At 68.2% G+C, this 19026-nt stretch carries 16 protein-coding genes; all 16 read right to left on the reverse strand.

Annotated features, from left to right (window positions below; translation table 11 throughout):
* Positions 1-3: 3 nt before the first annotated feature.
* The 16 genes from rpsC to rpoB all read right to left on the reverse strand — a co-directional run bounded on the left by rpsC (position 4) and on the right by rpoB (position 18483).
* Complete coding sequence (gene rpsC / locus AC5RWQ_RS28850) at positions 4-864, reverse strand: 30S ribosomal protein S3 (RefSeq protein ID WP_334488315.1); 861 nt, start codon at positions 862-864, stop codon at positions 4-6.
* Positions 864-1319, reverse strand: coding sequence for a 50S ribosomal protein L22 (gene rplV, locus AC5RWQ_RS28855; protein WP_334488318.1), 456 nt, complete (start codon positions 1317-1319; stop codon positions 864-866). Before rplV ends, rpsC begins: the two co-directional genes overlap by 1 nt.
* 40 nt (positions 1320-1359) lie before the next feature.
* Positions 1360-1641: a 30S ribosomal protein S19 gene (gene rpsS, locus AC5RWQ_RS28860; protein ID WP_088647003.1), complete on the reverse strand. Its 282-nt coding sequence runs from the start codon at positions 1639-1641 to the stop codon at positions 1360-1362.
* Positions 1642-1653: 12 nt separating this feature from the next.
* A complete protein-coding gene (gene rplB / locus AC5RWQ_RS28865; protein ID WP_154941820.1) occupies positions 1654-2493 on the reverse strand; it encodes a 50S ribosomal protein L2 in 840 nt (279 codons plus the stop codon).
* 12 nt (positions 2494-2505) lie between these two features.
* Positions 2506-2808: a 50S ribosomal protein L23 gene (gene rplW / locus AC5RWQ_RS28870; protein ID WP_091317975.1), complete on the reverse strand. Its 303-nt coding sequence runs from the start codon at positions 2806-2808 to the stop codon at positions 2506-2508.
* On the reverse strand, positions 2805-3455 hold the full coding sequence (rplD, locus tag AC5RWQ_RS28875) for a 50S ribosomal protein L4 (protein WP_494285760.1): 651 nt from the start codon (positions 3453-3455) through the stop codon (positions 2805-2807). The genes rplW and rplD overlap by 4 nt, the downstream gene beginning before the upstream one ends.
* Positions 3452-4117, reverse strand: coding sequence for a 50S ribosomal protein L3 (rplC, locus tag AC5RWQ_RS28880; protein ID WP_494285761.1), 666 nt, complete (start codon positions 4115-4117; stop codon positions 3452-3454). Before rplC ends, rplD begins: the two co-directional genes overlap by 4 nt.
* 11 nt (positions 4118-4128) lie before the next feature.
* Complete coding sequence (rpsJ, locus tag AC5RWQ_RS28885; RefSeq protein ID WP_007073037.1) at positions 4129-4437, reverse strand: 30S ribosomal protein S10; 309 nt, start codon at positions 4435-4437, stop codon at positions 4129-4131.
* 353 nt (positions 4438-4790) lie between these two features.
* Positions 4791-5984: an elongation factor Tu gene (tuf, locus tag AC5RWQ_RS28890; protein WP_494285762.1), complete on the reverse strand. Its 1194-nt coding sequence runs from the start codon at positions 5982-5984 to the stop codon at positions 4791-4793.
* A gap of 223 nt (positions 5985-6207) precedes the next feature.
* Complete coding sequence (gene fusA, locus AC5RWQ_RS28895; RefSeq protein ID WP_494285763.1) at positions 6208-8304, reverse strand: elongation factor G; 2097 nt, start codon at positions 8302-8304, stop codon at positions 6208-6210.
* A 75-nt stretch (positions 8305-8379) separates the two neighbouring features.
* Positions 8380-8850 carry a 30S ribosomal protein S7 gene (rpsG, locus tag AC5RWQ_RS28900; RefSeq protein WP_088647009.1) on the reverse strand — a complete coding sequence of 157 codons (471 nt, stop codon included), beginning with the start codon at positions 8848-8850 and terminating at the stop codon, positions 8380-8382.
* 1 nt (position 8851) lies between these two features.
* Positions 8852-9226, reverse strand: a complete 375-nt coding sequence (gene rpsL, locus AC5RWQ_RS28905) for a 30S ribosomal protein S12 (protein ID WP_007465318.1) — start codon at positions 9224-9226, stop codon at positions 8852-8854.
* Between the two features lie 465 nt (positions 9227-9691).
* Positions 9692-10114, reverse strand: a complete 423-nt coding sequence (locus tag AC5RWQ_RS28910; RefSeq protein ID WP_494285770.1) for a hypothetical protein — start codon at positions 10112-10114, stop codon at positions 9692-9694.
* Between the two features lie 490 nt (positions 10115-10604).
* A complete protein-coding gene (locus AC5RWQ_RS28915; protein ID WP_494285764.1) occupies positions 10605-10973 on the reverse strand; it encodes a hypothetical protein in 369 nt (122 codons plus the stop codon).
* A 110-nt stretch (positions 10974-11083) separates the two neighbouring features.
* Complete coding sequence (locus tag AC5RWQ_RS28920; protein ID WP_494285765.1) at positions 11084-14971, reverse strand: DNA-directed RNA polymerase subunit beta'; 3888 nt, start codon at positions 14969-14971, stop codon at positions 11084-11086.
* Positions 14972-15051: 80 nt separating this feature from the next.
* Complete coding sequence (gene rpoB, locus AC5RWQ_RS28925) at positions 15052-18483, reverse strand: DNA-directed RNA polymerase subunit beta (protein ID WP_494285766.1); 3432 nt, start codon at positions 18481-18483, stop codon at positions 15052-15054.
* Between the last annotated feature and the right edge of the window lie 543 nt (positions 18484-19026).

Consider the following 19026-nt stretch of genomic DNA (forward strand, 5'->3'; position numbering starts at 1 on the left):
CTGTCAGCCCTCCTGCTGCGTTTCTGCCGCGGCGGCGACGGCGGACGGGTCCACCGGCTCGCCACTCGGCGTCTCGGCCTGCTGCGCGATGGTGGTCGCAGCAGCCCGGCCGGCCTCGGTGCCACCGGCCGTCGTGCCGGACGAACCGGACCGACCACGGCGCGGCCGCTCGGGACGGTCGCCACGCTCACCACGACGCGGGCGGGACGGACCGGCCTCGGCCGGAGCCTCCCGGCCCGGGACGGCGTCACCCTTGTAGATCCAGACCTTCACGCCGATCCGGCCGAAGGTCGTACGGGCCTCGAAGAAGCCGTACTCGATGTTGGCCCGCAGCGTGTGCAGCGGAACTCGACCCTCGCGGTAGAACTCCGTCCGGCTCATCTCGGCGCCGCCGAGGCGACCCGAGACCTGGACGCGGATGCCCTTGCAGATCGGGTTCTTCATGGCCGACTGCATGGACTTGCGCATCGCCCGACGGAAGCTGACCCGGCTGGAGAGCTGCTCGGCGACGCCCTGGGCGACGAGCTGCGCGTCCGACTCGGGGTTCTTCACCTCGATGATGTTGAGCTGCACCTGCTTGCCGGTGAGCTTCTCGAGCTCGCCGCGGATCCGGTCGGCCTCCGCACCCTTCCGGCCGATGACGATGCCCGGCCGGGCGGTGTGGATGTCGACGCGGACCCGGTCCCGGGTGCGCTCGATGTCGACCTTGGAAATGCCGGCGCGCTCGAGGCCCTTGGACATCATCCGGCGGATCTTGACATCCTCGCCGATGTAGTCCTTGTAGAGCTTGTCCGCGAACCAGCGGGACTTCCAGTCGGTCGAGATGCCGAGCCGGAACCCAGTGGGGTGAACCTTCTGACCCATTACTCGGCACCCTCCGTCGTGCTCTGCCCCTCAGCGGCCTCGGCCCGGGTGGCCGGAGCGGCCTTCTTCGCCGACTTCTTCGGCGCGGCCGGCGCGACCGCCTCCACCGCCACCGTGATGTGGCAGGTGCGCTTGCGGATCCGGTAAGCCCGGCCCTGCGCCCGCGGCCGGAACCGCTTCATGGTCGGGCCCTCGTCGACGAACGCCTCGCTGACGAGCAGCGCATCGGGGTCCAGCCGCTCGTTGTTCTCCGCGTTGGCGATCGCGCTCGCGAGCACCTTGTACACCTGCTCGCTCGCAGCCTGCGGCGCGAACTGCAGCACCGTGAGCGCCTCCTTCGCGGGCAGGCCGCGGACGAGGTTGACCACCCGGCGCGCCTTCATCGGCGAGATGCGCACGTGCCGCGCAACCGCCCGCGCGCCCGGAAGCACCGGAGCGTCGCCCTTTCCTGGCATCGCTGTAACCCCTTGTTCCTCTATCCGTATGCCCGCGGCGTCAGCGCCGGCGGCTCTTCCGGTCGTCCTTCTCGTGACCCTTGAACGTGCGGGTCAGCGCGAACTCGCCGAGCTTGTGCCCGACCATGGCCTCGGTCACGAACACCGGGACGTGCTTGCGTCCGTCGTGCACGGCGATCGTGTGCCCCAGCATCTCGGGGATGATCGTCGAGCGCCGCGACCAGGTCTTGATGACGTTCTTCGAGCCCTTGTCGTTCTGCGTCTCCACCTTCTTGAGCAGGTGGTCGTCGATGAACGGGCCCTTCTTAAGGCTGCGAGGCATGTCTTATCTCCCTCAGCCGCGCTTACGCGTGGCGTAGCGGCGGCGGACGATCAGCCGGTCGCTCGGCTGGCCCTTACGACGGGTGCGGCCCTCGGGCTTACCCTGCGGGTTGACCGGGTGGCGACCACCGGAGGTCTTACCCTCACCACCACCGTGCGGGTGGTCGACCGGGTTCATCGCGACACCACGGACGGTCGGACGCTTGCCCTTCCACCGCATCCGGCCGGCCTTGCCCCAGTTGATGTTCGACTGGTCGGCGTTGCCGATCTCGCCGATGCTGGCTCGGCAGCGGACGTCGACCCGCCGGATCTCGCCGGACGGCATACGAAGGGTCGCGTACACACCCTCGCGACCGAGCAGCTGGATGCCGACGCCGGCCGAACGGGCCAGCTTGGCGCCACCGCCGGGACGGAGCTCCACGTTGTGAATCGTGGTACCGACCGGGATGTTGCGCAGCGGGAGGTTGTTACCCGGCTTGATGTCGGCGCCCGGGCCGGACTCGACGCGGTCGCCCTGCTTCATGTCCTTCGGCGCGATGATGTACCGCTTCTCGCCGTCGGCGTAGTGCAGCAGCGCGATGCGCGCGGTGCGGTTCGGGTCGTACTCGATGTGCGCGACCTTCGCCGGCACGCCGTCCTTGTCGACCCGCTTGAAGTCGATCAGACGGTACTGCCGCTTGTGGCCGCCACCGTGGTGACGGGTGGTGATCCGGCCGTGGGCGTTGCGTCCGCCCTTCTTCGGCAGCGGAGCCAGCAGCGACTTCTCGGGCGTCGACCGGGTGATCTCGGCGAAGTCGGCGACGCTCGAGCCACGCCGGCCCGGCGTCGTCGGCTTGTATTTACGGATAGCCATTGTCTACACCCCTCAGCTGACCGGGCCGCCGAAGGCCTCGATACGGTCACCGTCAGCCAGCTTCACGATCGCCCGCTTGGTCGACTTGCGCTGACCGAACCCGGTCTTGGTGCGCTTGCGCTTGCCCTCGCGGTTGAGCGTGTTGACCGTCAGGACGCGGACGTTGAAGATCTGCTGGATAGCGATCTTGATCTCGGTCTTGTTCGCGTCCGGGTGCACCAGGAAGGTGTACCAGTTCCGGTTCAGCTCGCTGTAGCTCTTCTCCGAGACGACCGGCGCGACGATGATGTCGCGCGGATCGGCGATCGTGCTCACTTGCCACCCTCCTCGGTGGTCTCGGCGGGAACACCCAGGAACTCGTCCAGGGCGTCCTTGGTGAAGACCACGTCGTCGGCCACCAGCACGTCGTACGTGTTGAGCTGGCCGGCCTCGATCAGGTGCACCCGCGGCTCGTTGCGCAGCGACACCCAGTTCAGCTCGTCGGTGCTGCTCAGCACGACCAGGACCCGGGGGGCCTCGGTCAGCTTGACCAGCGTGGCCAGAGCGGCCTTGGTCGACGGCTTCTCGCCCGAGACGAACGCCTCGACGACGTGCACCTGGCCGGCGCGCGCCCGGTCGGAGAGGGCGCCACGCAGGGCGGCGGCCTTCATCTTCTTGGGGGTGCGCTGGCTGTAGTCACGCGGGACCGGGCCGTGCACCACGCCACCGCCGGCGAACTGCGGAGCGCGGATCGAGCCCTGCCGGGCGCGACCGGTGCCCTTCTGCTTGTACGGCTTCTTGCCGCCGCCGGCGACCTCGCCGCGGGTCTTGACCTTGTGCGTACCCTGACGGGCCGCCGCGAGCTGAGCCACCACTACCTGGTGCATCAGCGCGACGTTCGCCTGGACGTCGAAGATGTCGGCCGGCAGCTCGACGGAGCCGCTCTTGGCGCCTTCGACGTTGAGGACGTCAACGGTGGTCACTTGGCCGCACCGCCCTTCTTCGCCTTGCTCTTGGCCGCGGTACGGACCAGGACCAGCGCGCCCTTGGGGCCCGGGATGGCGCCACGGACGAGCAGGAGGTTGTTATCGGTGTCGACCGCCTGGACGGTCAGGTTCTGGACGGTGTAGCGCACGCCACCCATCCGGCCGGCCATCCGGGTGCCCTTGAAGACACGACCCGGGGTGGCGCAGGCGCCGATGGAGCCCGGCGAACGGTGCTTGCGCTCCACACCGTGGCTGGCGCGCAGACCGTGGAAGCCGTGCCGCTTCATCGGGCCGGCGTAGCCCTTGCCCTTGGTCTTGCCGGTGACGTCGATGGTGACGCCGGCCGGGAACTCCTCGACCGTGACCTCCTGGCCCAGCGAGTAGTCCGCGGCGTCCGCGGTGCGCAGCTCGACGATGTGCCGGCGCGGCGCCACGTCCGCCTTCGCGTAGTGCCCGCTGATCGGCTTCTTGACCTTGCGCGGGTCGATCGTGCCGTACGCCAGCTGGACTGCGGAGTAACCGTCCTTCTCGGCGCTACGAACCTGGCTGACGACGCACGGGCCGGCCTGAACCACGGTCACGGGCACAACGCGGTTGTTGTCCCAGACCTGGGTCATGCCGAGCTTGGCGCCCAGGATCCCCTTGACTTGCCTGTCCATTTGTCCGATCCCTACAGCTTGATCTCGATGTCGACGCCAGCCGGCAGGTCGAGGCGCATGAGCGAGTCGACCGTCTTCGGGGTCGGGTCGATGATGTCGATCAGCCGCTTGTGCGTGCGCATCTCGAAGTGCTCGCGCGAGTCCTTGTACTTGTGCGGCGAGCGGATAACGCAGAAACGGTTGATCTCCGTGGGCAGCGGCACCGGGCCCGCGACCTGCGCCCCGGTACGCGTCACCGTCTCGACGATCTTCCGAGCCGAGGAGTCGACGACCTCGTGGTCATAGGCCTTGAGCCGGATGCGGATCTTCTGTCCCGCCATGGTGGCTTCTGTTCCTTCTCTCGATGCCGCTGTGTTGCGGGCGCCTGTACCGGCTGGTACAGGCCCACTTCGCCGACCCCCGCGGTCGGGCGTGTCGCGCCCTGGGGCCAGGCTCCGCCCCGGGACTCCGGAGCGGTTCTTGAACCACGCGGTGGGTCAAGGCGCCGATCGCATCACAGCGATCCGGACGCCGTGCGAGGGTGGTTGACCGCCTGGGGCGATCAACCACCCTACGCGCGACTGTTGGTCTCCCGGAGGTCCAGCATTCACCGGACGCAGGTGACTAACCGTCGTTACGCAACCTGACTAGTATGCCGCACGACCGGCGGCGACGCTAATCGGGGTTACCCAGCTCACTTGAGGATGTTGGTGACGCGACCAGCGCCGACCGTACGTCCACCCTCGCGGATCGCGAACTTGAGGTTCTCCTCCATGGCGATGGGCTGGATCAGCTTCACCGTCATGGTGGTGTTGTCGCCCGGCATGACCATCTCGGTGCCCTCGGGCAGCGTGACGACGCCGGTGACGTCCGTGGTCCGGAAGTAGAACTGCGGACGGTAGTTCTGGAAGAACGGGGTGTGCCGGCCGCCCTCCTCCTTGGAGAGGATGTAGACCGTCGCCTCGAACTCCGTGTGCGGGGTCGTGGTGCCCGGCTTGACGACGACCATGCCGCGCTCGACGTCCTCGCGCTTGATGCCACGCAGCAGCAGACCGACGTTCTCGCCCGCGCGGGCCTCGTCGAGCAGCTTGCGGAACATCTCGATGCCGGTGCAGGTGGTCTTCATCGACTTCTCACGGATGCCGACGATCTCCACCTCCTCGTTCGGCTTGAGGATGCCGCGCTCGGCGCGACCGGTGACGACGGTGCCACGACCGGTGATCGTGAAGACGTCCTCGATCGGCATGAGGAACGGCTTCTCGGTCTCGCGCTCCGGCTGCGGGATCGCGGTGTCAACGGCGTTCATCAGGTCCATCAGACGCCCGGTCCACTCCGGGTCGCCCTCGAGGGCCTTCAGCGCCGAGACCCGGACGACCGGCAGGTCGTCACCCGGGTACTCCTGCGAGGAGAGCAGCTCACGGACCTCGAGCTCGACGAGCTCCAGGAGCTCCTCGTCGTCGACCATGTCGCTCTTGTTGAGCGCCACGACGATGTACGGCACACCGACCTGACGGGCCAGCAGCACGTGCTCGCGGGTCTGCGGCATCGGGCCGTCGGTCGCCGCCACCACCAGGATCGCGCCGTCCATCTGCGCGGCACCGGTGATCATGTTCTTGATGTAGTCGGCGTGACCGGGGCAGTCGACGTGCGCGTAGTGACGCGCCTCGGTCTGGTACTCGACGTGCGCGATCGAGATCGTGATGCCGCGGGCCTTCTCCTCCGGCGCCTTGTCGATCTCGTCGAACGGCGTGTACGGGTTGAGGTCCGGGAACTGGTCGTGCAGGACCTTCGTGATGGCCGCCGTCAGCGTCGTCTTACCGTGGTCGATGTGACCAATGGTGCCGATGTTGACGTGCGGCTTAGTCCGCTCGAACTTCGCCTTCGCCACTGGTGTCCTCCTGTGGACTTCTTGGTTCGTTCGCCCCGGCGCGCCAGGTCGGCGCTTAGGACTCTGTCGACAGCCTTTCCGGCCTGACGGCCGGAGAGCTTTGGTGGGTTCTGCGGCGATGAAGCCTACAGGCCCGGTCTCACACAATCCGATCGAGGTGGTCGCGGGCGGGGAGTGCCCTCCCGCGACCAGCCTCGGATCATCGGATCAGCTCAGGTGAGCTTCACTCACCCGTCGCCTTGGCGATGATCTCCTTCGCCACGCTCTGCGGAACCTCGGCGTAGGAGTCGAACTGCATGCTGTAGCTAGCCCGGCCCTGGGTCTTCGACCGCAGGTCGCCGACGTAGCCGAACATCTCCGACAACGGCACCAGAGCCTTCACGATGCGGGCGCCACTGCGCTCCTCCATCGCCTGGATGATGCCGCGGCGGGAGTTGAGGTCGCCGATGACGTCACCCATGTTCTCCTCAGGAGTGGTGACCTCAACGGCCATCATCGGCTCGAGCAACGCCGGGTCGGCCTTGCGGGCCGCGTCCTTCATCACCATCGAGCCAGCGATCTTGAATGCCATTTCCGACGAGTCGACCTCGTGGTACTGGCCGTCCAGCAGCGTCAGCTTGACACCCACCAGCGGGAAGCCGGCGAGGATGCCGTACTGCATCGCGTCCTGGGCGCCGGCGTCCACCGACGGGATGAACTCCCGCGGGATGCGGCCACCGGTGACGGCGTTGGCGAACTCGTAGGTCGGCGAGTCGTTGTCCAGCGGCAGCGGCTCGATGCTCACGATGACGCGGGCGTACTGGCCGGAACCACCGGTCTGCTTCTTGTGGGTGTACTCGACCTTGTCCACCTTGCGGCGGATGGTCTCGCGGTACGCCACCTGCGGCTTACCGATGTTCGCCTCGACGTTGAACTCGCGGCGCATCCGGTCGACCAGGATGTCCAGGTGCAGCTCGCCCATGCCGGCGATGACCGTCTGACCGGTCTCCTCGTCCAGCTTGACGCGGAAGGTCGGGTCCTCCTCGGCCAGCCGCTGGATGGCGGTGCTGAGCTTCTCCTGGTCGGCCTTGGTCTTCGGCTCGATGGCGACCTCGATGACCGGCTCCGGGAAGGTCATCGACTCCAGGATGACCGGGTTCGCCGGGTCGCACAGCGTGTCACCGGTGGTGGTCTGCTTGAGACCCTGCACCGCGATGATGTCGCCAGCCTGGGCCGAGCCGCGCTCTTCCCGCTTGTTGGCGTGCATCTGGTAGATCTTGCCGATGCGCTCCTTGCGGTCCTTGGTGGAGTTGACCACCTGGGTACCGGTCTCGACCACACCGGAGTACACCCGGACGTAGGTGAGCTTGCCGAGGTGCTTGTCGGTCTGGATCTTGAAGGCCAGCCCGGAGAACGGCTCCGACTTCGACGGCTTCCGCTGCAGCGGGGTCTCGCCGTCGGTGGCCGTACCCTCGATCGCCGGAACGTCCAGCGGCGACGGCAGGAAGTCGACGACGGCGTCGAGCATGGGCTGCACGCCCTTGTTCTTGAACGCCGAGCCGCAGAGCACCGGGTTGGCCTTGCTGGCGATGGTGGCGCGCCGGATGGCGGCCTTGATCTCCGCGACGGAGATCTCCTCGCCCTCCAGGTACTTCTCCATCACCGCGTCGTCGACGTCGGCCAGGGTCTCCACCAGCTTCTCGCGCCACTCGGCCGCGGAGTCGGCCAGCTCGGCCGGGATCTCCTCGATGGCGTAGTCCTCACCCTTCTGGGTCTCCCCGCGCCAGGTGAGCGCCTTCATTTCGATCAGGTCCACGACACCGATGTGGTCGCCCTCGAGCCCGATCGGGATCTGGAGCACCAGCGGGGTGGCGTTGAGCCGGTCGATCATCATCTGCACGCAGCGGAAGAAGTCGGCACCGGTCCGGTCGAGCTTGTTGACGAAGCACATCCGGGGGACGTGGTACTTGTCGGCCTGACGCCAGACGTTCTCCGTCTGCGGCTCCACGCCGGCGACACCGTCGTAGACCGCGACCGCACCGTCCAGCACCCGCAACGACCGCTCGACCTCGACCGTGAAGTCGACGTGACCGGGCGTGTCGATGATCTGGATCGTGTGGCCCTTCCACTCACACTTGGTAGCAGCGGAGGTGATGGTGATACCACGCTCCTGCTCCTGCTCCATCCAGTCCATGACGGCAGCGCCCTCGTGGACCTCACCGATCTTGTACGTGATACCGGTGTAGAACAGGATCCGCTCGGTGGTCGTGGTCTTACCGGCATCGATGTGCGCCATGATGCCGATGTTGCGTACGTTGGCGAGCGCGTCTGCGGCGGCCACTTCAATCCCTACTTATCGTCGTCTCGACTCAACTGGTGGCGGTTCCGGCGCCGGTCCGGCGCCGGAACCAGGGTGTTACCAGCGGTAGTGCGCGAAGGCCTTGTTCGACTCGGCCATCTTGTGCGTGTCCTCGCGCCGCTTCACCGCGGCACCCAGACCGTTGCTCGCGTCCAGCAGCTCGTTCATCAGCCGCTCGACCATGGTCTTCTCACGACGGGCCTTGGAGTAGGTCACCAGCCAGCGCAGACCGAGGGTGGTCGCGCGGGCCGGACGGACCTCGACCGGCACCTGGTAGGTCGCGCCACCGACGCGGCGGCTGCGGACCTCGAGGGTCGGCTTGACGTTGTCCATCGCGCGCTTGAGCGTGACGACCGGGTCGGTGCCGCTCTTCTCGCGGCAGCCCTCCAGGGCGGCGTACACGATGCGCTCGGCGAGCTGACGCTTACCGCGCATCAGGATCTTGTTCACCAGCTGGGTGACCAACGGCGAGTTGTACACCGGGTCAGCGACCAGCGGCTTCCGCGGAGCGGGTCCCTTACGCGGCATGTCAGCTCTTCTCCTTCTTCGCGCCGTAACGGCTGCGCGCCTGCTTGCGGTTGCGGACACCCTGGGTGTCCAGCGAACCGCGAACGATCTTGTAACGCACGCCGGGGAGGTCCTTCACCCGGCCGCCGCGGACGAGCACGATCGAGTGCTCCTGCAGGTTGTGACCGACGCCCGGGATGTAGGCGGTCACCTCGATCTGGCTGCTGAGCTTGACACGAGCGACCTTGCGGAGCGCCGAGTTCGGCTTCTTGGGGGTGGTCGTGTACACGCGGGTGCACACACCGCGCCGCTGAGGGGAACCCTTCAGCGCCGGGGTCTTGGTCTTGGTCGTCTTGGCCTGGCGGCCCTTTCGGACCAGCTGCTGAATCGTGGGCACCGGGTTTCTCCGCTCCCTTCGGCCGCTCGCGCGGCCGCGCCGTCTGCTCGTTAGCCGCCCTGATGGACGGCTCTCCTACATTCCGGCCAGGGCCACCTGGTGGAGGTCCCGGCACCCGCGGTCGGGCGTGTCGCCCAGATCACGGTCCCGGTGCCGTCGCTCGCGCGCGCACCGGATTTCTGTCACCGACACGCGGTCAACCGCGTACCGGGTCTTTGACTGTGTCGTGCGGCCGCTCGATCGCCGGAAGACCGGATCCCACGCACGCACGAGTTGCCCGGGCGAGCCCGGGCACAAGGGGAAAGAGTACCTACCACAGCCTCGCAGGTCAAAACGGAATGGTCCGACGGATCTCAGATCCCGCCGGTTGCCCCGCGCCCTGCCCGCTCACCCGTGATCGGCACCTACGGTCACCAGTGTACCGGCTCCGCCCGGAAGCGGCCCGTCGCCCCTGGGCGAGCAGCGTCACGCGAACTGCAGCAACAACGCCAGCCCCAGCCCCATCAGGCTGAGCAGCAGCCCCACCCCACCGCAGGCGATGCCCGCCGTGGCCAGGCCCCGCCCGGTGAACCGGACCGCCGGCGGCGGCGCCGGCCGGCGGATCTGCCGCCGGGCGAGCAGACCGGCGACGACCGCGGCCGTCCCGGCCAGGACGCCGGGCACGGTGAACGCGCCGGCCGCCCAGGCTCCGCCGTACCGCGCTCCCCCGACGCCGAAGCAGAGCACCAGGAGCGACACCAGGATCGACACCACCCCGGCGACCAGCGAACCCACCGCGGGACCGGAGGTGACCGCCGGCACGTCCAGGTGGACGACCCCGAACGGCGTACCGGGGACCGGCTCGACCCGCTGCGGCGGCCGGGGCGGCTCGGCGGGCGGCGCCGGCAGAGGACCGCGGCCGTACCCGGACGGCGGCGGCCACGCCCCGCCGGGACCGGCGCCGGGGTACGGCGACGGGAACGGAGCGCCCGGCTGGCCCTGATACGCCGGATCTCCCCCGCCCGGCTGGGCCGGCGACGGGTGGCCGGGGTACGGACCGGACGGCGACAGCGGCGGCGTGGTCCCGGCCTCCGGTGCGCTGCCCGCGGCACGGTCGGTACCGGGCGCGGGCGGCGCCCAGGGCGAACCCTGGCCCGGCGACGTCGGCCGGCCCCAGCCCGTGTCGGACGTGCCCCAACCGGCCGCGCTCTGCGTCACGGGAGTCCCGGACTCCGGCCGCGCCGGGGGGCGGCCGCCGGGGTCGTCGGCCGACGACGCAGCCGGTTCCGTCACGGGGTCCTCCTGTCGAGAAGTCTGATCCACCGCGACGCGACGGACACCGGCCAGGCTACCGCCGCACCGCTCCGCGGACGCACGGCGCGGACGATCACCGAACCGCTCAGTCCACGTTAGAGGAGAAGTCCTGCCCGAACGGCGCGTCCGCCAGCCGGACCACGCCGATCACCAGCAGCGCCACCACGGTCGCCGCGACCAGCACCAGGCCCACCCAGGCCAGCCGCTCCCCCCGGCGCAGCCAGGCCGCCCCGGTCAGGTAACCGCCCGAGGCGTACGCCTCGCGCCGGGCCTGCCGGGAGAGCTGGAGCGCGATCGTCGCGGGCACCACCCCGCCGACGAAGAGCCCGGTCAGGGCCCCGATCAGGCCGAGGGCGAAGACGGCGCGGGCCTTCGTCGCGCGCGCCGGGTCAGGGTCGAGCGGATGGCGTGGCGGCTGGTGCGTCACGGGCAGCTGCCCGGGAGCGGTCGTCATGCCCCCATCATGCCCGCCGACGGCCCGGGAGACCCGGCCACCGCGAGCTCCGCCCCGGACACGACGAGGGCCCCCGGCGATTGCCGGGGGCCCTCGTCGTCAACTGGTGCTTACCGGTACGACCCGAAGTCGAAGTCGTCCAGCGGAACAGCCTGGCCGCTGGCCGGCCCGAAGCCGTAGTCGCTCTCCGGGTAGCCGGTCATCGAGTAGACCTTGGCCTTCGCCTCCTCGGTCGGCTCCACCCGGACGTTGCGGTACTTGCTGATGCCGGTACCGGCCGGGATGAGCTTACCGATGATCACGTTCTCCTTGAGGCCGACGAGCGAGTCGCTGCGAGAGTTGATCGCCGCGTCGGTCAGCACCCGGGTGGTCTCCTGGAAGGAGGCCGCCGAGAGCCAGGAGTCGGTGGCCAGCGAGGCCTTGGTGATACCCATCAGCACCGGGCGACCGGCGGCGGGCTCGCCACCCTCACCGACGAGCCGGCGGTTCTCCGACTCGAACAGCGCCCGGTCGACCAGCACGCCCGGCAGGAACTCGGTCGAGCCGGAGTCGATGACCGTCACCCGCTTGAGCATCTGGCGGATGATGATCTCGATGTGCTTGTCGTGGATGAGCACACCCTGCGAGCGGTAGACCTCCTGGACCTCCTGGGTCAGGTGGACCTGGACCGCGCGCGGGCCGAGGATGCGGAGCAGCTCGTGCGGGTCGATGGTGCCCTCGGTGAGCTTCTCGCCGACCTCGACGTGGTCGCCGTCGTGGGCCCGCAGCTTGACCCGCTTCGAGATCTTGTCGTAGACGATCTCGTCGCTGCCGTCGTCCGGCACCACGATGATCTTCCGCGAGCGCTCGCCGTCCTCGATCCGGATCCGGCCGGGGGTGTCGGCGATGGGCGCCTTGCCCTTCGGGATCCGGGCCTCGAAGATTTCCTGGACACGCGGCAGACCCTGGGTGATGTCCTCACCCGCGACACCACCGGTGTGGAAGGTACGCATCGTCAGCTGCGTACCCGGCTCACCGATGGACTGGGCGGCGATGATGCCGACGGCCTCACCGATGTCGACCGACTTGCCGGTCGGCAGCGAACGGCCGTAGCAGGCCGAGCAGACGCCCAGCTTGGACTCGCAGGTGAGCACGCTGCGCACCCGCACCGTCTCCACCCCGGCCGCGACGATCTTGTCGACCCCGATGGAGTTGATGTCCTGACCCCGCTCGGCGACCACGGTGCCGTCCGGCGCCTTGATGTCGTCGGCCAGGGTACGGGCGTGCACGCTGGTCTCGGCGTGCGTGTGCACGACCAGCTTGCCGTCGAGCCGCTCGCCGATCTGCATCGGGATCGCCCGGTCGGTGCCGCAGTCCTCCTCGCGGATGATGACGTCCTGCGAGACGTCCACCAGACGACGGGTCAGGTAACCCGAGTCGGCGGTACGCAGGGCGGTGTCCGCAAGACCCTTACGGGCACCGTGCGTGGAGATGAAGTACTCCAGCACGGACAGACCCTCCCGGTACGAGGCCTTGATCGGCCGCGGGATGATCTCACCCTTCGGGTTGGCCACCAGACCACGGATCGCCGCGATCTGCCGGAGCTGGAGCAGGTTACCGCGGGCACCCGAGTTGATCATCTTCCACAGCGGGTTCTCCTGCGGCAGCGCGGTGTCCATCTCCTTGGCGACCTCGTTGGTCGCCTTGGTCCAGATCTCGATGAGTTCGCCGCGACGCTCCTCGGCGGTCATCAGACCACGCTGGTACTGCTTGTCGATCCGGTCGGCTTCCTTCTCGTACTTCTCCAGGATCTCCCGCTTGCGCGGCGGAGCGATGACGTCCTCCATGCCGATGGTGACGCCGGACCAGGTGGCCCAGTGGAAGCCGGCCTCCTTGAGCCCGTCCAGGGTGGCCGCGAGGGCCACCTTGGGGAAGCGCTCGGCGAGGTCGTTGACGATCGCGGAGAGCTGACCCTTGCGGATCTCGTAGTTCACGAAGCGGTAGCCCTGCGGCAGCGTCTCGTTGAACAGGACCCGGCCGAGCGTGGTCTCCACGGTCAGGGCCTCGCCCTCGACCCAGCCCTCGGGGGCGACCCACGGCTCGGCGCCGGCGCCGTTGTCGACACCGACCACGCCGCGCAGGCGGATCTTGACCGGCGTGCCCAGCTGCAGCTCGCCGGCGTCGAACGCCATCCGCGCCTCGGCGTCCGAGCTGAACGCCCGGCCCTCGCCCTTGCCACCAGGGGTGAGGTGGGTGAGGTGGTACAGGCCGATGACCATGTCCTGGGTGGGCATGGTGACCGGCTTGCCGTCGGCCGGCTTGAGGATGTTGTTCGACGACAGCATCAGGATCCGCGCCTCGGCCTGGGCCTCGGCGGACAGCGGCACGTGGACCGCCATCTGGTCACCGTCGAAGTCGGCGTTGAACGCGGTGCAGACCAGCGGGTGGATCTGGATGGCCTTGCCCTCGACCAGCTGCGGCTCGAAGGCCTGGATGCCCAGCCGGTGCAGGGTCGGCGCGCGGTTCAGCAGCACCGGGTGCTCGCCGATGACCTCTTCCAGCACGTCCCACACGACCGGACGCTGCCGCTCGACCATCCGCTTGGCGGACTTGATGTTCTGCGCGTGGTTGAGGTCGACCAGCCGCTTCATCACGAACGGCTTGAACAGCTCCAGCGCCATCTGCTTGGGCAGGCCGCACTGGTGCAGCTTCAGCTTCGGGCCGACCACGATGACCGAACGGCCGGAGTAGTCGACGCGCTTGCCGAGCAGGTTCTGGCGGAACCGGCCCTGCTTGCCCTTGAGCATGTCGGAGAGCGACTTCAGCGGACGGTTACCCGGACCGGTGACCGGCCGGCCGCGGCGGCCGTTGTCGAACAGCGCGTCGACGGCCTCCTGCAGCATCCGCTTCTCGTTGTTGACGATGATCTCGGGCGCGCCGAGGTCGATCAGCCGCTTGAGCCGGTTGTTCCGGTTGATCACGCGGCGGTACAGGTCGTTCAGGTCGGAGGTCGCGAAGCGGCCACCGTCGAGCTGCACCATCGGGCGCAGGTCCGGCGGGATGACCGGGACGCAGTCCAGCACCATGCCGAGCGGCGAGTTGCGGGTGTTGAGGAACGCCGCGACGACCTTCAGCCGCTTGAGCGCGCGGATCTTCCGCTGGCCCTTGCCGGAGCGGATGGTCTCGCGCAGGCTCTCGGCCTCGGCCTCGAGGTCCATGTTCTGGACCAGCGCCTTGATGGCCTCGGCGCCCATCCCGCCGGTGAAGTACTCACCGAAGCGGTCGCGCAGCTCGCGGTAGAGCAGCTCGTCGGTGACCAGCTGCTTCGGCTCCAGCTTGCGGAAGGTGTCGAGCACCTCGTCCAGGCGGTCGATCTCGCGCTGGGCCCGGTCGCGGATCTGGCGCATCTCGCGCTCTCCGCCCTCCTTGACCTTGCGCCGGACGTCCGCCTTGGCACCCTCGGCCTCCAGCTCGGCCAGGTCGGCCTCGAGCTTGGCGGCCCGCTTCTCGATCTCCGAGTCGCGGCTGTTCTCGGACTGCCGCTTCTCGGCGAGGATCTCGTTCTCGATGGTCGAGAGGTCACGGTGACGCGACTCGGCGTCCACGCTCGTCACGACGTACGAGGCGAAGTAGATGATCTTCTCGAGGTCCTTGGGGGCGAGGTCCAGCAGGTAGCCCAGCCGGCTCGGCACGCCCTTGAAGTACCAGATGTGGGTCACCGGAGCGGCGAGCTCGATGTGCCCCATCCGCTCACGGCGAACCTTGGAACGGGTCACCTCGACGCCGCAGCGCTCACAGATGATGCCCTTGAAGCGGACCCGCTTGTACTTACCGCAGTAGCACTCCCAGTCCCGCTGCGGACCGAAGATCTTCTCGCAGAAGAGCCCGTCCTTTTCCGGCTTCAGGGTGCGGTAGTTGATCGTTTCAGGCTTCTTGACCTCACCGTGGGACCACTGACGGATGTCGTCGGCGGTGGCGAGGCCAATGCGCAGCTCGTCGAAGAAGTTGACGTCGAGCACTATGTCCCCTATGTCGTCGTCTGTACTGCTAGCTAGTGGGTGCGGTCGGGAGCCGGCGGACCGGCTCCCGACCGATCACCTCAGACCTCTTCGACCGAGCTCGGCTCGCGCCGGGACAGGTCGATGCCCAGCTCCTCCGCGGCCCGGAACACCTCGTCGTCGGTCTCGCGCATCTCCAGGGCCACACCGTCGCTGGAGAGCACCTCGACGTTGAGGCACAGCGACTGCAGCTCCTTGAGCAGCACCTTGAACGACTCCGGGATGCCCGGCTCGGGGATGTTCTCGCCCTTGACGATCGCCTCGTAGACCTTGACCCGGCCCAGGACGTCGTCGGACTTGATGGTCAGCAGCTCCTGCAGGGCGTAGGCGGCGCCGTACGCCTGCATCGCCCAGCACTCCATCTCACCGAAGCGCTGGCCACCGAACTGCGCCTTACCACCCAGCGGCTGCTGCGTGATCATCGAGTACGGGCCGGTCGACCGGGCGTGGATCTTGTCGTCGACCAGGTGGTTGAGCTTCAGGATGTAGATGTAGCCGACCGCGATCGGGTCCGGCAGCGGCTCACCGGAACGACCGTCGAACAGCTGCGCCTTGCCGGAGGAACCGATCAGCTGCTTGCCGTCCCGGTTGGGCAGGGTCGACGCGAGCAGACCGGAGATCTCCTCCTCGCGGGCACCGTCGAAGACCGGGGTGGCCACGTTGGTGTCACCCTCGGACTCGTGCGCCTCGATCGAGCGGAGCTGGCGCTTCCAGTCGGCGTCGTCGCCCTCGACCTTCCAACCGGTCTTGGCCACCCAGCCGAGGTGGGTCTCCAGCACCTGCCCGATGTTCATCCGGGAAGGCACACCCAGCGGGTTGAGCACGATGTCGACGGGCGTGCCGTCCTCAAGGAACGGCATGTCCTCGACCGGCAGGATCTTGGAGATGACGCCCTTGTTGCCGTGCCGGCCGGCGAGCTTGTCGCCGTCCTGGATCTTCCGCTTCTGGGCGACGTAGACCCGCACCAGCTCGTTGACGCCCGGCGGCAGCTCGTCGCCGTCCTCGCGGGAGAAGGTACGCACACCGATGACCGTGCCGGTCTCGCCGTGCGGCACCTTCAGCGAGGTGTCCCGGACCTCGCGCGCCTTCTCACCGAAGATCGCGCGGAGCAGCCGCTCCTCCGGGGTCAGCTCGGTCTCGCCCTTGGGCGTGACCTTGCCGACCAGGATGTCGCCGGGGACGACCTCGGCGCCGATCCGGATGATCCCGCGCTCGTCGAGGTCAGCGAGCATCTCCTCGCTGACGTTCGGGATGTCGCGGGTGATCTCCTCCGGGCCGAGCTTGGTGTCCCGGGCGTCGACCTCGTGCTCCTCGATGTGGATCGAGGTGAGCACGTCCTGCTGCACGAGGCGCTGCGACAGGATGATCGCGTCCTCGTAGTTGTGGCCCTCCCAGCACATGAACGCCACGAGCAGGTTGCGCCCGAGCGCCATCTCGCCCTCGTCGGTGCAGGGACCGTCGGCGATGACCTGACCGGCCTCGACGCGGTCGCCCTCGAAGACGACCGGCTTCTGGTTGACGCAGGAGCCGGCGTTGGAGCGGCGGAACTTGTGCAGCAGGTACGTCCGGCGGTGGCCGTCGTCCTGGTGGATGGTGATGTAGTCGGCGCAGAGGTCCTCGATCACACCGCCGACCTCGGCGACGACGACGTCCCCGGCGTCCACGGCCGCGCGGTACTCCATGCCCGTACCCACCAGCGGCGACTCGGCCTTGACCAGCGGCACCGCCTGGCGCTGCATGTTCGCGCCCATCAGCGCCCGGTTGGCGTCGTCGTGCTCGAGGAACGGGATCATCGCGGTCGCGACCGAGGTCATCTGCCGCGGCGAGACGTCCATGTAGTCGACGGCGCCGGGAACCACGTCCTCGGTCTCGCCGCCCTTACGGCGGCACAGGACCCGGTCCTCGGCGAAGGTGCCGTCGGCCTTGAGCGGAGCGTTGGCCTGCGCCTTGACGAACCGGTCCTCCTCGTCCGCGGTCAGGTAGTCGATCTGGTCGGTGACCCGACCCTCGACGACCTTCCGGTACGGCGTCTCGATGAAGCCGAACGGGTTGACCCGGGCGAAGGTGGAGAGCGCGCCGATCAGGCCGATGTTCGGGCCTTCCGGCGTCTCGATCGGGCACATCCGGCCGTAGTGGGACGGGTGCACGTCACGGACCTCGAAGCCGGCCCGCTCCCGGGACAGACCACCCGGGCCGAGCGCGCTCAGCCGGCGCCGGTGGGTCAGGCCCGCCAGCGGGTTGGTCTGGTCCATGAACTGGGACAGCTGCGACGTACCGAAGAACTCCTTGATCGCCGCCACCACCGGGCGGATGTTGATCAGGGTCTGCGGCGTGATCGCCTCGACGTCCTGGGTGGTCATCCGCTCGCGGACGACCCGCTCCATCCGGGACAGGCCGACCCGCACCTGGTTCTGGATCAGCTCACCCACGGTACGCAGGCGCCGGTTGCCGAAGTGGTCGATGTCGTCGGCCTCGTAGCCGTCCTCACCGGCGTGCAGCCGGCAGAGGTACTCCACGGTGGCGACGATGTCGTCCTCGGTCAGCGTGCCGGTGGTGATCGGCACGTCGACTTCGAGCTTCTTGTTGAACTTGTAGCGCCCGACCTTGGCGACGTCGTACCGCTTCGGGTTGAAGAAGAGGTTGTCGAGCAGGGTCTGGGCGTTCTCACGGGTCGGCGGCTCGCCAGGGCGGAGCTTCCGGTAGATATCGAGCAGCGCCTCGTCCTGGCCCGCGATGTGGTCCTTCTCGAGCGTGGTCATCAGCAGCTCGGACCAGCCGAACTTCTCGCGGATCTGCTCCGCGGACCACCCGATGGCCTTGAGCAGGACGGTGACGGCCTGCCGGCGCTTGCGGTCGATACGGACGCCGACCGTGTCGCGCTTGTCGATGTCGAACTCCAGCCAGGCACCCCGGCTCGGGATGACCTTGACGCTGGAGAGGTCGCGGTCGGAGGTCTTGTCCGGCTGCTTGTCGAAGTAGACGCCCGGGGACCGGACGAGCTGGCTGACCACGACGCGCTCGGTGCCGTTGATGATGAAGGTGCCCTTGGGCGTCATCATCGGGAAGTCACCCATGAACACCGTCTGGCTCTTGATCTCGCCAGTGGTGTTGTTGGTGAACTCCGCGGTCACGAACAGCGGGGCGCAGTAGGTCAGGTCCTTCTCCTTGCACTCCTCGATCGAGGCCTTGACCTCGTCGAAGCGCGGTGCCGAGAAGGAGAGCGACATGGTGCCGGAGAAGTCCTCAATGGGACTGATCTCTTCGAGGATCTCCGCGAGACCCGAGCGTGCGTGCGGGTCGTCCGCCGACCGGCCCTGCCAACCCTCGTTGCCGACGAGCCAGTCGAAGGACTCGTTCTGGATGGCGAGGAGGTTGGGGACCTCGAGGTGTTCGGTGATCCTGCCGAAAGAAACTCGGCGGGGAGCGAAAGCGCTCGACGTACGACTGGTCTTCGCAGGGCGGGAAGCTGCCAAGATGCGTCCTTCCGAGGACCGGTGCTGCAGAACGGCTGGTACGCGTGCACTCCAATGACCCCACCAGAACTATCCGTAAACGGACATTTCCGAGCAGGGGTCAAGTCGGAAGGCAGCGCAAACTAGCAGTGTAGCCGAGAGGCTAACCGCTGTCCAGCCCACCCCGCAGGTCGTCGCGGAACGTGCCTCGGGACCTCGGAAAACCGGGTCTACCGGGCCGCTCGGAACGCGTCGTTCCTGCCGGGCCGCTCAGGTTGCCGCGGCCGGTGGTGCTGCCGCTGCCATTACCCAAGAGATGGCCGTCGCAAGCGCGGAAGGTCTTGCTGGTGTCAGCGTGCCTGGCAGGCCGGTGTCACGTCAAGGGGCTCCTCCAGGCTCGGCCCCCTGTTTCCCACCGACGGGCTACCGCCGGACACCCGCGCAGCGCCGTACGCCGGTCGCACACTCCCTGCTCACGCCGGTGCCACCGAGAGCCACCAACGACGGCGGGCGGTGATACGTTGCCCGATAAACCCCCCCCGCGAAAGTTTTTCCCCCGCTCAC

Source organism: Micromonospora sp. BS32 (assembly GCF_059089345.1).

Excerpts from the sequence above, each read along its gene's own strand:
- rpsC (WP_334488315.1), bottom strand. The coding sequence starts at position 864 with ATGGGTCAGAAGGTTCACCCCACTGGGTTCCGGCTCGGCATCTCGACC.
- rplV (WP_334488318.1), bottom strand. The coding sequence starts at position 1,319 with ATGCCAGGAAAGGGCGACGCTCCGGTGCTTCCGGGCGCGCGGGCGGTT.
- rpsS (WP_088647003.1), bottom strand. The coding sequence starts at position 1,641 with ATGCCTCGCAGCCTTAAGAAGGGCCCGTTCATCGACGACCACCTGCTC.
- rplB (WP_154941820.1), bottom strand. The coding sequence starts at position 2,493 with ATGGCTATCCGTAAATACAAGCCGACGACGCCGGGCCGGCGTGGCTCG.
- rplC (WP_494285761.1), bottom strand. The coding sequence starts at position 4,117 with ATGGACAGGCAAGTCAAGGGGATCCTGGGCGCCAAGCTCGGCATGACC.
- rpsJ (WP_007073037.1), bottom strand. The coding sequence starts at position 4,437 with ATGGCGGGACAGAAGATCCGCATCCGGCTCAAGGCCTATGACCACGAG.
- rpsG (WP_088647009.1), bottom strand. The coding sequence starts at position 8,850 with ATGCCGCGTAAGGGACCCGCTCCGCGGAAGCCGCTGGTCGCTGACCCG.
- AC5RWQ_RS28915 (WP_494285764.1), bottom strand. The coding sequence starts at position 10,973 with ATGACGACCGCTCCCGGGCAGCTGCCCGTGACGCACCAGCCGCCACGC.